Genomic DNA, 14,337 nt, shown 5'->3' on the forward strand with positions numbered 1-14,337 from the left:
AAGGCTCCCTTGAAGGCTGGCGGGACAGCGCCCCCCTCTGTCCTGCCGGACATCTCCCCCACACGGGGGGAGATCGGCCGTCATCTCGGCTTTCGCCAATCGCCAGCGTTGCAGGAATGAGCGGGGCGCGCCCAAGCTGCCAATCTCCCCCTTCGTGGGGGAGATGCCCGGCAGGGCAGAGGGGGCGCCAAGGATCGCCACCTTCGACCTGCTGTCTAAGCCGCCGCCAGCTTCCCAGCCTCGACATAGTCCTGTAGCCAGGCCAGCACCCGGCCCCAGCCCTCGGCATGTTCAGCCGCCGCTTCGCTCAGGCCGGCGAAACCGCCATGGCAGATGGTGAGGCGCGTGCCCCTGGCGATCGGCTCCAGCAGCCAGGCGACCGTGGTTTGCCGCCGGCCAAGCGTCGGGTGATCCCAGGCATAGGACCGCGTCTGCACGATCCGGCGCGGCGCTTCGATCTCGAGGAATTCGCCGCTGGCCGGCAGGTCGCTGCCGTCAACTGTGCGGACAACAACGGTCCAGCGGCCGCCGACGCGAAGGTCGGCCGACCAGTCGGCCATCCGGTAGGTGTCGGGGGATCCCCACCATTGTTCGACGTCCTTGCTAACCAGCGCCGTGAAGATGCGCTCCGGCGGCGCTTCGATCTCGGCGGATGCCATGATCGTCTCGCCATTGGTCATGCTCTGTATCCTGGGAACGTGCATCATGGATGCCTCCAAAGATATTTGGTTCGGTATCGAAACGATCGTTTTATCCCTTCGATGGCGGGCGCTCAAAACCTTTGCCGGTCTCGAGCAGGCTCTTCAGGCTGGCCAGCACCAGCGGCCAGCCCTTGGCGACGTTGTCGATCAGCCTGTGCGGCCCGTCCGCCTCATGAGTGACGGCAAGCTTCATCAATTCGCCGTCCTGTTCTATTGCGAAGGTGCAGCGCGTGTAGCCGTCCTCCTTGATCTCCGGCATCCATTCATTGCGCCATTTGATGACCAGGCGTCGCGGTGGGTCGATCTCGAGGATTTCACCGCTGTCGGCAACGCGGCCGTCGGGGAAGATCAGCTTCCAGCTGGAGCCCACCTTCCATTCGCTCTCCTGATAGGAGCAGAGGAAGAACTGCCGGTTGAACTCCGGGTCGGTCAGCGCTTCCCAGAGTTTTTCGGGCGTGGTGCGGATGTAGGTCACGTAGACGAAGGTGTTGTTGCTCACGGCTCTTCCCTTTCGAGGCGTCTCTTCAAATTGCTGAGGGCGTCGAGACGCCCCCGTTCGAACTTGCCGATCCAGCGCTCGGCGATCTCGTTGATCGGAACCGGGTTGAGGTAGTGCTCCTTCTCCCGGCCCCGGCGGAGCGTGGTGACGAGGTTTGCTTCCTCCAGGATCGCCAGGTGCTTGGTCACCGCCTGGCGCGTCATGGCCATCTCCGCGCACAGCGCGTTCAACGTCTGCCCGTTCCGGGCATGGAGGCTGTCCAGCAATTGCCGGCGTGTCGGGTCCGCCAGGGCGCGAAAGACTGCATCCATGCTCATGGCCTTAATATGCAACTATTTGGTTGCATGTCAAGCGGCAAGAGTGCGCGGCCTGACGCGGCCACGGGAGAGAATCAGCCCTTGCGGGAGAACCAGAAGGCATCCGGCATGCGCTTCATGCCGATGCGTTCGTAGAAGCCGACCGCGTCGGACACGGAGAGAAGGCTGATGGCGACCGATGGGCCAAGCTGCCGCCGGGCCTCGTTCATCAGCCCCTTGCCAACGCCAAGACCTTGGGCCGCGCCGGAAACAGCGAGCTCGGAGATGTAGCAGACCCAGGCAAAGTCGGTGACGGCCCTGATAACACCAATCAGCGGCTTGCCCTCGATGTCGAGCCGCGCGGTCAGCACCAGATTGGCGCCCGACAGCATCGCCTGCAGCCTGGCAGGATCATCGACAGGCCGCGTCTCGCCGAGGCCGGATTCCACCAGCACCTTGCGGAATTCGGCGATGCCGAGCGCAGGCTCTCGGGCGTAGAGGACATGGGAGTTTTCTGCCATGCCGCCAGACTGCACCATCGAACTGCAAATTCGAAGCCGCTTTCGCGTAGTGCCCTTGTACCAGTGCGCACGAACAGTTGCCTTTTATTTGCCCTCGGCTTTGTGTAAACGGAGCTTCAGCAAATCCCCCGCAACGAAAACACGGGCCAAAGCCATGGAAAAATTCACCAAGCTCGCCGGCGTCGCCGCTCCGATGCCGATCGTCAATGTCGACACCGACATGATCATCCCGAAGGATTATCTCAAGACGATCAAGCGCACCGGGCTCGGCACCGGCCTGTTCGCCGAAATGCGCTACAAGGACGACGGTTCGGAAAACCCGGATTTCGTGCTCAACAAGCCGGCTTACCGCAAGGCGCAGATCCTCGTCGCCGGCGACAATTTCGGCTGCGGCTCGAGCCGCGAGCACGCGCCGTGGGCGCTGCTCGATTTCGGCATACGCTGCATCATCTCGACCTCGTTCGCCGACATCTTCTACAACAATTGCTTCAAGAACGGCGTGCTGCCGATCACCGTCAGCCCCGAGGATCTCGAGAAGCTGATGGATGACGCCTCGCGCGGCTCGAACGCCACTTTGTCGATCGACCTCGAAGCCAAGGAAATCCGCGGCCCCGATGGCGGTGTCGTCACCTTCGACCTCGACGACTTCAAGCGGCACTGCATGCTCAACGGGCTCGACGATATTGGCCTGACCATGGAGAAGGCCGGCGCCATCGCCTCGTTCGAGAAGCGCAACGCCGAACAGCGCCCCTGGGCCTGAGCGGCACCATCCGAATATAGGCCCGGCCCTTTCAGGCCGGGTTGGCGGCGACTGAAGGGGAGGGACAGTCATGGCACGTTTGCTTCTTGCCGGCGTTTGCGGGCTGGCGCTGTTGCTGGTGCCCAGCGTGAGCGCGTTTGCGCAAACGCAGACGCCCGCGGCAGCCCAGAAGCCGGCCGACCAGCCGGCGACCGACCAGGGAGCGCCGAGCACCAGCGACGCGGCGCCCGCCGACGATGACAAGCAGGCGCCGATCCCGTTCGAGGGCGGCCAGCTGACCATCACGCAGCCGGAGCAGGATGGTGAGAAGGTGCTCGCCTTTGACGGCAAGCAGCTGGCCAGCAACTACGATGTCTTCTTCGACAAGATCGTGAAGGTCGGCGACGTCAACGTGGCGCTGGTCGATGTCGGCGACGGCGGCAATCAATGCGGTCCGGCCAAGGTCATCGTGTGGAAGCCGGAAGGTGGCGAGATCCAGGCCACGACGGTCGAGCAGGATGAATGCGGCGCGCCGCCGGCGGCAATCTCCGACAGCGCCATCTATTTCGTGCCCTATCTGCTGCCGGGCGATGAGAAGCCGGCGCTGCAATGGTCGCCGACGGGCGGGCTGACCACCTCCGGCAATCTGACCTATATGCCGGAACCCGGGACCGACTGGAAAGACATCGACCCGATGAAATACGACAACATCATCGACGCCTTCCATAATGAGGCGGTCTACAAGGAAGCCGAAAAACTGCTGGGCAAGGACATGCCCGACATGGCGACCAGCCTGCTGGTCGGCGGCGGCACGGAAAAGACCGCGTCGGGCGCGTTCTACGCCAGCGGCTGCGTGCCGCATGACTGCGGCGGCAATGACGGCTTCATGGCGGTCGACCCGGCCAAGCACAAGCTCTACTTCGCCCGCCGCGGCGACAATGGCCAGCCGAATGCCTGGCCGGCGGTGGCGACATGGCCGGCCGACGTGAAGGAAGCGCTGGACAAGGCGCTGGGCTCGGCGAATTAACGAGCGTTGCCAGGGAACAGCCTTCCGCCTGCCATAGCGAAATGAGATCGCCATCAGACGCCGGGTATTCGTGCGCCATTTCGACGGAGGATACGATGCAGAATCGGCGACAAGTAACAGCAGCCGGGCTGCTTCTCGGTAGCGGCCTGCTCACACCGGCCCTCGCCCAGGCGGCGACCTCACTTCAATCACTGGCGGAACGTTTCGCGGCGACATTGAGCGCAGGGGACATCGACGGCTTCTCCGAACTGTTCGCCGACACCTACGTGAATCACCAGACAAGCGCCGCGGCACCGCCGCCGGCGAATGTCAGCCCGAAACAGGGAACGGTCGCCTTCTTCAAGGCGCGGCTGGCGGCAATGCCCGATCTAAAAGTCGTCACCGAAGTCGTGGTCGCCGACAAGGACCATGTGGCGGCGAGCTTCGTCTACAGCGGCACGCACAAGGGCACCTATTTCGGTGTAGCACCGACCGGACGGACACTGCGCTTCACCTCCTGCGACATTTTTCGGGTGGAAGACGGTCGCATCGTCGAGCATTGGGGCATGGGCGATATCGCAGGCGTCCTGGCGCAACTGCGAGCCTGATCTCCACCGGCTCACTGTTGTGGGCCCGCCATCGGGCCGGTCGAACGGAACTCCACACGATCCCGACGGACAAGCTTAGTGCTTTCTTTCGGTCGGCCTCGGCGCGCTTGTGGTTTCCCTTGGCTTTTCATGCCTCGCTTCGCGCCTTGTAGGCAGTGGCGAAATTCGGCTGGAGCATTATGGCGAGGTCGGCTTGCCGTCGCTGCCGGCAACTTGGTCGCCGCAGGTTCCTGCCCGTCTCGGATCGAGCTCGATGGCGTGCCGACAATCCGCCGCCGCACCTGTCGCGTCGCCGTTGAGCACCCTTGCACGGCTGCGGCCGAGATACGCGTCGGCATTGTGCGGATCGAGGCTGATGGCTCTGTCGAAATCGAGAAGCGCGCCTTCGACACTGTATTTCGACAGCCGCATCCCGGCGCGATCGATCAGGGCCTTTGCCGCTTCTTGGTCACTTCCGCTGGCCGGCGTGGCGGCTGCAGGCTGGGCCGCTTTGGTCCCAGCATTTCCGGTGTCGCAACCGCCTGTCTTTTTCGGGTCGAGGGCGATGGCTTTTAGGCAGTCGGCCCCGGCCCCGGCTGCATCGCCGCTCAGCGCCCGCGTCAGCGAACGGGCGAACCAGGCCCGCGCATCGTTCGCGTCGAGCGCGATCGCCTTGCCGAAATCGGCAATGGCGCGATCGTTGCTGCCTTTGCTTGCCCAGGCGACGCCTCGAAAATAATAGCCGTCGACGATCGCGGGATCGAGTTGGATCGCCTTACTGGCGTCGGCGATCGCGCGCACCCAGCCATCCTTGCTGAGCCAGGCCGCGCTGCGGTTGGCATAGGCTTCGGCGCTCTTGGGGTCGATGCCGATGGCGGCGTCGTAATCGGCCATCGCCTGATCGAACTCACCCCTGTCGAGGCGGTTGAGGGCGCGGTTGAGAAGCGCGATCATGTCGGTCGGGTCAAGCCGGATAGCCTCATCATATTCGGCGCTCGCCTTGTCGCGCTTGCCTTTCCTGTCCCAAGCCTGACCGAGTCCTGTATGCGCCGCGCTGTTTTGCGCATCGGCCTCGATCGCCTGCTTGTAATCCACCATAGCCGCGTCGATATTGCCCTTGCGCAGGAAGGCCGCGCCGCGGCTGGAATAGGCCTCGCTGGCGGACGGCTCCAGGCTTATGGTGACGTTGAAGTCCGCTATTGCGCGGTCGTCGTCTCCCTTGTTGTACCAGTCGGCGCCACGGTTGAAGTAGGCCGCAGCCTGCTTGGGATCGATCGCGATCGCCTCGCCATAGTCGGCGATCGCACCGTCCCAGTCTTCCTTGTCGTTCCGGGCGGAAGCTCGGTAGAAGTAGGCTTTGGCGCGCAGGCGCAGCGCTTCGGTCGTGTCCTCTGCAATCACCGAGCAGGCGGCGATGCGCCGGTCGGCCGCGCCATAGTCGACGCTCGCTTCGTTCCTGTAGATGGGCCCACTGTCGTCGTCCGAGCCTTTTTCATCGCCGAAGCAAAGCGCATAGTCCCGCGTAACGGCCGAAGACGGAGCGGTCAGAGCGCCAAGCATGATAACAACTGCAAGGACCACCAGCGGCCCGCGCAATAGCCCGGCAACAAATGCGCGTGGAAACGCGTCGGTGCGGCGTGACATGGCTCTGACCCCCAGAGTTACTGCGACTGCTCTCGCGGATACTTATAGTTCTACTTTTGTTCCTAAATGCAAGCAGAAATTGCAGTGGTCGTTGAAAACGACGGATCCCCTTTGGAGGGGTGAGGAGTTCGGACGGGAAGCAACATTGCTTGGCTTTCCGAACGACGAACGCCCGGCGAGGAGAGAACTGGCCCGCTGGCATTAGAGATATTGCACCGTCGATTTATCCGTGTTGGCCCATGGCCGGATCCGGTCTTGCCTGCAAAGTGGCGGCGCCGATTTGAGGACATCCATGCGCACACTCATCTCCACCGGTTCGCCCTTCGAAAAGACCGCCGGCTATTCGCGTGCGGTGGTGCAGGGCGACTGGTGTTTCGTGTCCGGCACGACCGGCTATGATTATGCGACGATGACGATGCCGGAGACCGTCGAGGCGCAGACGCGCAATTGCCTGGCGACGATCGGCAACGCGCTGGCCGACGGCGGCTTCAACATGGCCGATGTGGTGCGGGCGCATTACTACATCACCGACCAGGCCTTCGTGGACGTGGTCTTCCCGATCCTCGGCGAGACGTTCGGCGACATCCGGCCGGCGGCGACGATGATCGTCTGCCAGCTCAACAAGCCGGAAATGAAGATCGAGATCGAAGTCACGGCGCTGCGGCGGACGGCATGAGGAGGCCAAAGCCATGCCCGTCCGGCGTATCGTAGCCAATATCGAGACAAAAGACGCCGCGCTGGCCAGACGTTTCTATCATGACGTGCTTGGCCTCGATGTGCTGATGGACCAGGGCTGGATCGCCACTTACGGCTCCGGGGAACAGATGCAAGTGCAGGTCTCCTTCATGGCGCAAGGCGGCTCCGGCACGCCGGTGCCGGATCTGTCGATCGAGGTCGACGATGTCGACGCAGCACTAGCCGCCATGAAGGCCGCCGGCTTTGTCATCGAATACGGGCCGGCCGACGAGCCCTGGGGCGTGCGGCGCTTCTATGTGCGCGATCCCCTGGGCCGGCTGGTCAACATTCTCTCGCATCGGTGATGGCGCTTCTCAAGCGCAGGCTTGCGCGCGGGCCGCTTGGCGTTTAGCAAAGCGCCGGTTCAATCTTTCCAGGACGGTTTCTCCATGGCAACGAAGCATCTTTCCTGCTCCCCGGCGACGGCATCGGCCCCGAGGCCATGGCCGAGGTCAAGAAACTGATCGCGGCCATGAACGAAAAGCTCGGCAGCGGCTTCGTCACCGATGAGGGCCTGGTCGGCGGCTGCGCCTACGATGCGCATGGGGCCGCGATCTCCGATGCCGACATGGCAAAGGCAATGGCGGCGGACGCGGTGCTGTTCGGCGCCGTCGGCGGTCCGAAATGGGATGCGGTGCCTTACGAGGTGCGTCCCGAAGCCGGCCTGCTGCGGCTGCGCAAGGACATGGAGCTGTTCGCCAATCTGCGTCCCGCCATCTGCTACCCGGCGCTGGCCGCATCCTCCTCGCTGAAGCAGGAGGTGGTCGAAGGCCTCGACATCCTCATCGTGCGCGAGCTGACCGGCGGCGTCTACTTCGGCGAGCCCAAACAGATCATCGATCTCGGCAACGGCCAGAAGCGCGGCATCGACACCCAGGTCTACGACACGTTCGAGATCGAGCGTATTTCGGGCGTCGCCTTCGAGCTGGCGCGGACCCGCAAGAACCACGTCACCTCGATGGAAAAGCGCAATGTGATGAAGTCGGGCGTGCTGTGGAACGAGGTCGTCACCCAGACCCACAAGGCGCGCTACTCCGACGTCAAGCTCGACCATATGCTGGCCGATGCCGGCGGCATGCAACTGGTGCGCTGGCCGAAGCAGTTCGACGTCATCGTCACCGACAATCTGTTCGGCGACATGCTGTCCGACATCGCCGCCATGCTGACCGGTTCGATCGGCATGCTGCCGTCGGCCTCGCTCGGCGCGCCCGACGTCAAGACCAAGAAGCGCAAGGCGCTGTACGAGCCGGTGCATGGCTCGGCGCCCGACATTGCCGGCAAGGGCATCGCCAACCCGATCGCCATGATCGCCTCCTTCGCCATGTGCCTGCGCTATTCCTTCGGCATGGTCGATGAAGCCGACAAGCTCGAAGGCGCGATCGCCGCGGTGCTCGATCAGGGCCTGCGCACCAAGGATATTTTGTCCGCCGGCATGACCGAGGTCGGCACGGTTGCGATGGGCGACGCGATCATCGCCAAGTTCCTGGCTTAAGCCGCAGGCGGCTCAGCCTTAACGGATCTCGCCGGCAAGCTGGCGCAGCAGGCCGACGAGCTGCGCTTCGTCCACCGGCTCGAAAAAGGCCGCGTCGGCGGTCTCGACGGCGACGATGGCGCTTTGTGCCGCCGCCGCCCCGGCCGCTGTGATGCGGATCACCTTGGCGCGGGAATCCCTGGCGTCGGTCTCCCGCGCTATCAATCCCTTGGCCTCGAGCCGGGTGACGACATCCGACGTCATCTTCACCTCGGTGCCGGCCTGGGCGGCGAGCTGCACCTGGTTGGGCGGCTCGCCATTGCGGCCGAGCCACATCGCCGAAGCCAGGAGCACGAACTGGACATGCGTCAGGTCGAGTGGGGCCAGCGCCGCCGTCATGACGCGCTGCCAGCGCATGGTGGTTCGCCAGAGCAACAAGCCGGGGCTCTCCGATGGTCCGCTGAAGCGTGTGTTCAAATCCTGCCCATCAGCCACGGCTTGCCAGCTCCTCTGCCTGCTCGAACAATTTAGCCATCGAGGTGTCGAAATCGCCGCTGATCTGCGGTCCGAGCTCCGGTCCGACCTCGGCGGCCGAAGGGCCTGATATTTCGAGCCTGTGCGTCACCTGCGTGCCGCCTTCCTGCCCGACCGGCGTCACCGAGACACGGGTGCCCTTGGCGAACGGGCCATGCAGCACGAAGGTGTCGGAGCCCTCATAGGTCAGGCGGCCTTCATGCAGCGCCTTCAGCGCGTTCCAGATGGCTGCTGCGGGAAGGGAGGAAATTGCGGTGTACTCATTGCTCCACATTGTCTTGGCTCCGTTCATCCTGGCCGATTGACCATTCGATCTGTGCACAGACTATCTGTGCACAAATAATATTGCAAGAGGAATCTTCCGCCGTGACGCGCTCCTCCCTGAACGTGGCTCTTGAGGGGGACTTAACCCCCTGCTCTTATGCAGCTTCGAGCGGGAAGATTTCTCGTTTTCTCGGGACTGGTCTCTAGGTCCTGACCCCTGCCGGCACCGGCCCCCAGGGGTTTTCGCCCACCTGAGACTGCACAAGCCCCAAGACCAGCATGGCCACCCCGCCGATAACCGGGATGAAGCAGGGCAAGACAAACCAGCCGCTCAGGCCGACATCGTGCAAACGCCGCACAACGAGTGCGATCCACGACAGGCCGGCTGCAAATGTGAAGATAAGAGCGGGTATCAACCCTATCGTGCTCTGGCCCGCGTTGATGCCGAAGCCATTGATAGCCAGATTGACGAGTATCCCGAAGCCGAGAAGCACTAACTGCACCAGGACAAAGCACAGGCAAAAGGCCCAGAATTCCTTGCGGCGAGCGCGTCCGTTGAAATTATAATAATTCACGGTCACCGTTTGCAGGAAGTAGGCCCACAGTCCTGTAGACCCGGCAGGCCGATTTTCGGCAAGCTGGCCAGGCCGTGATGGTTGACCGCTGCTTGACGACGGCGTGGTTGAGGCGGCGACGATATTGTGGGCCGCGCCATCATCCGGCTGGAATTCGACAAGAGTGCCCCTGACGACAGACACCTCATGGCCTAGATCACTACGTGCAAATATGTAGCGCTTGCCGTCGATGCCGTTGATGTAACCGAAATCCTGATCCTGGTCGTAGTGATAAACCGCGCCGCGCATGCTTCCCCCTTACAATGCGATGTCAAATACTACCCAGGGTTGTTCATGATTGCAATATGCACGCAGGTCAAATTCTGACTCCAGCCGGGACCGGCCCCCACTGGTTTTCGCGTCCCTGTGTCGGGATCAGGGCGAAGACCAGGATGATCAGGCTGCCGAAGGTCGGGATCAGGATGAGCAGGCAGAGCCAGCCGGTCAGGCCGAGATCGTGCAGGCGGCGCACGATCATGCCGAGGCTGGGCAAGAAGGTGGCCAGCAGGAACATGCCGAACAGCCCGACCGTCACCGCCGGCACCTCGATGCTGTCGAAATTGCCTAGCTCGACATCGGCGAAAACGCCGATGCCCATGACCACCAGCAACGCGACCGTCCAGAACAGGCAATAGCTCCAATATTCCTTGCGGCGGGCGCGGCCGGCGAAATTGAAGTAGTTCCGGGTCACGCCGCTCCAGAAATAGCCCCAGAGATCGGTGGGCTCGGGCGGCTCGGACGATCGGCCGAAAGGCTGCACCTGTGATGCGCCGGCCGCAGGTGCGGGAACGGCTTGAGCCGGTGCGGCGCTTGTGCCGGCGTCGGCGGCCGGGCTTGCGGCCTGGGCGATCGAGAAAACGTCACGCGCCTGGCCGCCGCCGGCCTGGAACTCGACCGCCGTTCCCTTGGGCATTGCGGTTTGCCGGCGGAGGTTCTCGCGGGTGAAGGTGTAGCGGTTGCCGTCGGCTCCGGTGATGAAGCCGAAGCCCTGGTCCTCGTCATAGTGGAGCACTTCGCCGCGCATCACCCACCCCCTTTGTCGCCACGTCCCTGCCAAGGTGTGACACAAGGCCGAGCCTGCGGGCAAGACCGCGCGACATGGGCTGTGCGACGTGGCTACCATATTAGCGGCAAATCAAGCATAAGGCTTCACGTGCAGCCTCTTCGCCAAAGCAGACAATGACAGTCGAGCATTCTGAAGCCAGCGCCGCGACCGGGGTTGTAAAACCTCCGAGACTGGCCATCGATGCCACAGGGCTGATGCTCTGGCCGCCCGGCAAGGGCCTGGCGGGCATTCCGCGGGTCGAAAGTTTTCTTGTCAATGCGGCCCTGGCGGATCCCGACCCCGGCGTGGAGGTGGTGGCGTTCAGGTCCGGGGAACGCCGGTTCCGGCCGCTCGTCCCTTACGAACAGGACCATGTCGCGGTGGGCGAGATTTCACCGCATCGTGTCAAACGGTGGCCGGGAAGGCAGCCAGCGCTGTCGCAGGCTTTCGAGGTGGTGCGCAAGCAGCCTTGGGACAAGCGCGAGATGGACCGCCATCTGGCCAGGACGGTGACCAACGGCCGCAAGGGGATCGCCTACCAGGCGACGAGGCTGTTGATCCGCGCCTATCGCCTGTACCAACGGGCGAGGATCCGGTTTGGTTTGCGTGAGGGCGTCATAGCGCAGCCGGTCAAGGCGGAACCGGGCCTCGTGCTGATCAGCCATCACATCCTGACCCAGGAAGACCGGTCCGCCGTCTCGGGTGCCGCCGGCAAGCTGGCCTTCCTCTGCCATGATATCATCCCGGCATTGCGCCCCGATCTGCTTGGCTCGGGCACCAGCGAGCGCCGCTTCGGCTCCTATCTCGAACAGCTGGTACGCTCCGGCGCCCCGGCATTCTGCGCCTCCGACGAGGTCGGTGCGACGCTGACCGAGCATATGCGCAAGGCCGGCATCGCCGCGCCGGTGGTGTACCGTTTTCCGATGCCTTCGATCCTGCACGAGACCGCATCGCGCGCCGGCACGACCTCGCGCATCGAGGCTGGCGAGCCGTTCGTGCTCTACTGCTCGACCATCGAGGTGCGCAAGAACCACATCCTCCTGGCGCGGATCTGGCAGCAGGCACGGGAAGAGGGCGTCAAGCTGCCAAGGCTCGTCTGCGCCGGGCGCTGGGGCTGGATGATCGAGCCGCTGCGCGCCTATCTCAAGGCGCATCCCGAACTGCTCCAGTCGGTCACTTTCACCGGACTGGTCAGCGACGAGCAGCTCATCCGCTGTTATCGCAGCGCCACGTTTGGCGTCTTTCCCTCGCATATCGAAGGTTGGGGCTACGGCGCCTCGGAATGTCTCGACTTCGGCGTTCCGGTCATCGTCTCGACAACGCCGTCGCTGATCGAGGCGACCGGCGGCCTGATGCCGGCGATCGATTCCAATGATCAGGCCGGCTGGTACACCGCGATCCGCAGGATGGCGGAGGATCACACATGGCGCGCCTCGCTGGCGGAGCGCATCGCAAGCCAGCATCGGCCGACGCCGGCATCGGCAAGCTGGACCGCCATCAAGGCCGGCCTGCAGGCGAGCGCAGCCCGCCAACGCGCCGAACAGCAGGCAGGCTGATCGCAACAGCCTGCGGATTCAGCGCGGTCCTATGAAGGGTGCTTCTTCGCCTTCTTGTGCTTGGGCGGGCCGGCATTGTCGAATTTCGGCTTGCCCGGCTTTTTCGCCCATGGCTTTGCCTCATGCGCGGCTGCCGGGCGCTGGTCGGCTGAAGCCGGCGCGCGCTTCTCGAATTTGCGCTTCGGCGCGTTCGGATCGAATGGCGCCTTGCCGCGATGCGGCTTCTTGTCCGGGCTCGGCGGCTGGTAGCCGGCCCGCGACAGGTCCGGCGTGCCCTCGAGGCGCTTGACCAGGATGTTGCCCTGCAATTTGCGGTCGGGGCCGATCGCGGCGAGAAAACGGTCGGCCCAATCGGCCGATATCTGCACGTAAGTCTCTTCGGGCTGCATCTTGATGGCGCCGATCTCGCGCTTGGTGATGCTGCCGGTGCGGCACAGCATCGGGATCAGCCAGCGCGGCTCGGCATTCTGCCGGCGCCCGATCGACAGCGAGAACCAGACGCTGTCGCCGAAATCATCGCGGCGGCTGGGCGCTTCGTCGCGGCGCGCGAAGTTTTCGCCCGCCGGTCTGTCACGCGAGGGCGTGAACGGCGCCACGTCCATCAGATCCTCGGGCGCCGAGCGGCTGGCGCGGCACTGGCGCACGAAGGCGGCAGCCACCTGTTCGGCGCCATGCCGGCTGAGAAGCGCGTCGATAAAGGCGCGCTCGTCGTCCTTCACCGGCTCGTCAAAAGCCGGATCGGCCAGGATGCGCTCGTCGTCACGCCGGATCACATCGTCGGCGGAAGGTGGGCTTGCCCATGTCGCCTTCAGCCCGGCGTTCTGCAAAAGTCGCTCGGTGCGCTTGCGGGCGCTGTTTGGCACGATCAGCGCGCTGACGCCCTTGCGCCCGGCGCGCCCGGTACGGCCGCTGCGGTGGAGCAGCGTTTCCGGGTTGGTCGGCAGGTCCGCGTGGATGACCAGTTCCAGATTGGGCAGGTCGATGCCGCGCGCCGCGACGTCGGTGGCGATGCAGACTTTTGCACGGCCGTCGCGCATTGCCTGGAGCGCATGGCTGCGCTCGTTCTGGCTGAGCTCGCCCGACAGCGCGACGACGGAAAAGTTGCGGTTGTTGAAGCGCGCGGTGAGATGATTGACGGCGGCGCGCGTGTTGCAGAACACCAGCGCGTTCTTCGCCTCATAAAAACGCAGCACATTGATGATGGCGTTCTCGCGGTCGGCCTGGGCGACGCTGAGTGCCCGGTATTCGATGTCGAGATGCTGCTTTTCCTCGCCGGCGGCCGAGATGCGTATGGCGTCGCGCTGGTAACCCTGGGCCAGCGTTGCGATCGAGCGCGGCACGGTGGCCGAGAACATCAGCGTGCGGCGCTCGGCCGGGGCGGCGTCGAGGATGGATTCGAGATCCTCGCGAAAGCCGAGATCGAGCATCTCGTCGGCCTCGTCCAGCACCACGGCCTTCAGCGCCGACATGTCGAGTGAGTTGCGGGTGATGTGGTCGCGCAGACGGCCAGGCGTGCCGACGACGATATGGGCGCCGCGTTCCAGCGCCCGCCGCTCGGTGCGCATGTCCATGCCGCCGACGCAGGACGCCACGGTGGCGCCGGTCATTTCGTAAAGCCATTCCAGTTCGCGCGTCACCTGCAGCGCCAGTTCGCGCGTCGGCGCCACCGCCAGCGCCAGCGGTGCGGCGGCATGAGCAAAGCGCTCCGCATCGCCCAGAAGGGTCGGCGCCAGCGCCAGGCCGAAAGCGACGGTCTTGCCGGAGCCGGTCTGAGCCGACACCAGCGCATCGGCCTGGCCGAGTTCCAGCACCGCCTTCTGCACCGGCGTCAGTTCGGAATAGCCGCGTTTTCCAGCGCTTTTGCCAGCGCCGGAACAATAGCTTCGAAGTTGGACATCTCACTCTTTCGGAATTCAGGGTTCTGCGCTCATCATGGAGCACAAGGCCGGGGCCGGCGCCGCGCCAGCCAAACAATCTTGGCCGTTCGTACTTCCTGCCGCCGCTCTTGTACAGGGCGCGCCTTGAAAGCCAGGCGATGCGTCGCCAATTGACTCTTGCCGCAAACCGCGTAAAAGCCCGCTCGAACGGGATCGTTTTTCGATGCGCGGCCTTTTGATGGCTCTTC

15 protein-coding genes and 2 pseudogenes are annotated in these 14,337 nt (G+C 64.0%); 7 read left to right on the forward strand and 10 right to left on the reverse strand.

All coding sequences use genetic code 11. From position 1 onward, the window contains the following. Positions 1–215: 215 nt before the first annotated feature. The 4 genes from AC0V7N_RS06010 to AC0V7N_RS06025 all read right to left on the reverse strand — a co-directional run bounded on the left by AC0V7N_RS06010 (position 216) and on the right by AC0V7N_RS06025 (position 2,017). On the reverse strand, positions 216–707 hold the full coding sequence (locus tag AC0V7N_RS06010) for an SRPBCC family protein (RefSeq protein WP_475455612.1): 492 nt from the start codon (positions 705–707) through the stop codon (positions 216–218). A gap of 43 nt (positions 708–750) precedes the next feature. After that, positions 751–1,200: an SRPBCC family protein gene (locus AC0V7N_RS06015; RefSeq protein WP_475455614.1), complete on the reverse strand. Its 450-nt coding sequence runs from the start codon at positions 1,198–1,200 to the stop codon at positions 751–753. Beyond that, positions 1,197–1,517 (reverse strand): ArsR/SmtB family transcription factor, encoded by a 321-nt coding sequence (locus tag AC0V7N_RS06020; protein ID WP_475455616.1) that lies wholly within the window; start codon positions 1,515–1,517, stop codon positions 1,197–1,199. Before AC0V7N_RS06020 ends, AC0V7N_RS06015 begins: the two co-directional genes overlap by 4 nt. A 74-nt stretch (positions 1,518–1,591) precedes the next feature. Beyond that, a complete protein-coding gene (locus AC0V7N_RS06025; RefSeq protein ID WP_475455618.1) occupies positions 1,592–2,017 on the reverse strand; it encodes a GNAT family N-acetyltransferase in 426 nt (141 codons plus the stop codon). Between the two features lie 154 nt (positions 2,018–2,171). Between AC0V7N_RS06025 and leuD the strand changes: the two genes are divergently transcribed. From leuD to AC0V7N_RS06040, 3 genes are all read left to right on the forward strand, one after another. Further along, positions 2,172–2,777 (forward strand): 3-isopropylmalate dehydratase small subunit, encoded by a 606-nt coding sequence (gene leuD / locus AC0V7N_RS06030; protein WP_475455620.1) that lies wholly within the window; start codon positions 2,172–2,174, stop codon positions 2,775–2,777. Between the two features lie 70 nt (positions 2,778–2,847). Beyond that, the gene (locus AC0V7N_RS06035) at positions 2,848–3,783 is read left to right on the forward strand and encodes an Ivy family c-type lysozyme inhibitor (RefSeq protein WP_496627755.1); all 936 of its coding nucleotides are present in this window, start codon (positions 2,848–2,850) and stop codon (positions 3,781–3,783) included. A gap of 95 nt (positions 3,784–3,878) precedes the next feature. Then, complete coding sequence (locus tag AC0V7N_RS06040; RefSeq protein ID WP_475455624.1) at positions 3,879–4,370, forward strand: ester cyclase; 492 nt, start codon at positions 3,879–3,881, stop codon at positions 4,368–4,370. Between the two features lie 177 nt (positions 4,371–4,547). On the opposite strand, the gene AC0V7N_RS06045 is transcribed toward AC0V7N_RS06040, so the two are convergent. Beyond that, entirely contained in the window at positions 4,548–5,993 is a 1,446-nt protein-coding gene (locus AC0V7N_RS06045) for a tetratricopeptide repeat protein (protein WP_475455626.1), read from the reverse strand. Positions 5,994–6,285: 292 nt separating this feature from the next. Between AC0V7N_RS06045 and AC0V7N_RS06050 the strand changes: the two genes are divergently transcribed. The 3 genes and pseudogenes from AC0V7N_RS06050 (at position 6,286) to leuB (ending at position 8,220) form a co-directional block, all read left to right on the forward strand. Next, positions 6,286–6,669 (forward strand): RidA family protein, encoded by a 384-nt coding sequence (locus AC0V7N_RS06050; protein ID WP_475455628.1) that lies wholly within the window; start codon positions 6,286–6,288, stop codon positions 6,667–6,669. 13 nt (positions 6,670–6,682) lie between these two features. Next, positions 6,683–7,033 carry a VOC family protein gene (locus AC0V7N_RS06055; protein WP_475455630.1) on the forward strand — a complete coding sequence of 117 codons (351 nt, stop codon included), beginning with the start codon at positions 6,683–6,685 and terminating at the stop codon, positions 7,031–7,033. Positions 7,034–7,117: 84 nt separating this feature from the next. Then, a pseudogene (gene leuB, locus AC0V7N_RS06060) lies at positions 7,118–8,220 on the forward strand (3-isopropylmalate dehydrogenase). An 18-nt stretch (positions 8,221–8,238) separates the two neighbouring features. Here the strand turns inward: leuB and AC0V7N_RS06065 are convergent. The 4 genes from AC0V7N_RS06065 to AC0V7N_RS06080 all read right to left on the reverse strand — a co-directional run bounded on the left by AC0V7N_RS06065 (position 8,239) and on the right by AC0V7N_RS06080 (position 10,635). Then, positions 8,239–8,637 carry a MarR family winged helix-turn-helix transcriptional regulator gene (locus AC0V7N_RS06065; RefSeq protein ID WP_475455634.1) on the reverse strand — a complete coding sequence of 133 codons (399 nt, stop codon included), beginning with the start codon at positions 8,635–8,637 and terminating at the stop codon, positions 8,239–8,241. A 49-nt stretch (positions 8,638–8,686) separates the two neighbouring features. Next, entirely contained in the window at positions 8,687–9,007 is a 321-nt protein-coding gene (locus AC0V7N_RS06070) for an SRPBCC family protein (protein WP_475455636.1), read from the reverse strand. Positions 9,008–9,200: 193 nt separating this feature from the next. Beyond that, positions 9,201–9,860 (reverse strand): DUF805 domain-containing protein, encoded by a 660-nt coding sequence (locus tag AC0V7N_RS06075; protein WP_475455638.1) that lies wholly within the window; start codon positions 9,858–9,860, stop codon positions 9,201–9,203. A gap of 67 nt (positions 9,861–9,927) precedes the next feature. After that, positions 9,928–10,635 (reverse strand): DUF805 domain-containing protein, encoded by a 708-nt coding sequence (locus AC0V7N_RS06080; RefSeq protein ID WP_475455640.1) that lies wholly within the window; start codon positions 10,633–10,635, stop codon positions 9,928–9,930. 155 nt (positions 10,636–10,790) lie between these two features. Here AC0V7N_RS06080 and AC0V7N_RS06085 point away from each other — a divergent pair, with 155 nt between their 5' ends. Next, positions 10,791–12,212 carry a glycosyltransferase gene (locus AC0V7N_RS06085; RefSeq protein WP_475455642.1) on the forward strand — a complete coding sequence of 474 codons (1,422 nt, stop codon included), beginning with the start codon at positions 10,791–10,793 and terminating at the stop codon, positions 12,210–12,212. Positions 12,213–12,241: 29 nt separating this feature from the next. On the opposite strand, the pseudogene AC0V7N_RS06090 reads toward AC0V7N_RS06085, so the two are convergent. Then, positions 12,242–14,109 (reverse strand): annotated as a pseudogene (locus tag AC0V7N_RS06090) (DEAD/DEAH box helicase). Positions 14,110–14,337 lie beyond the last annotated feature (228 nt).

Source organism: Mesorhizobium kamtschaticum, from assembly GCF_056174585.1.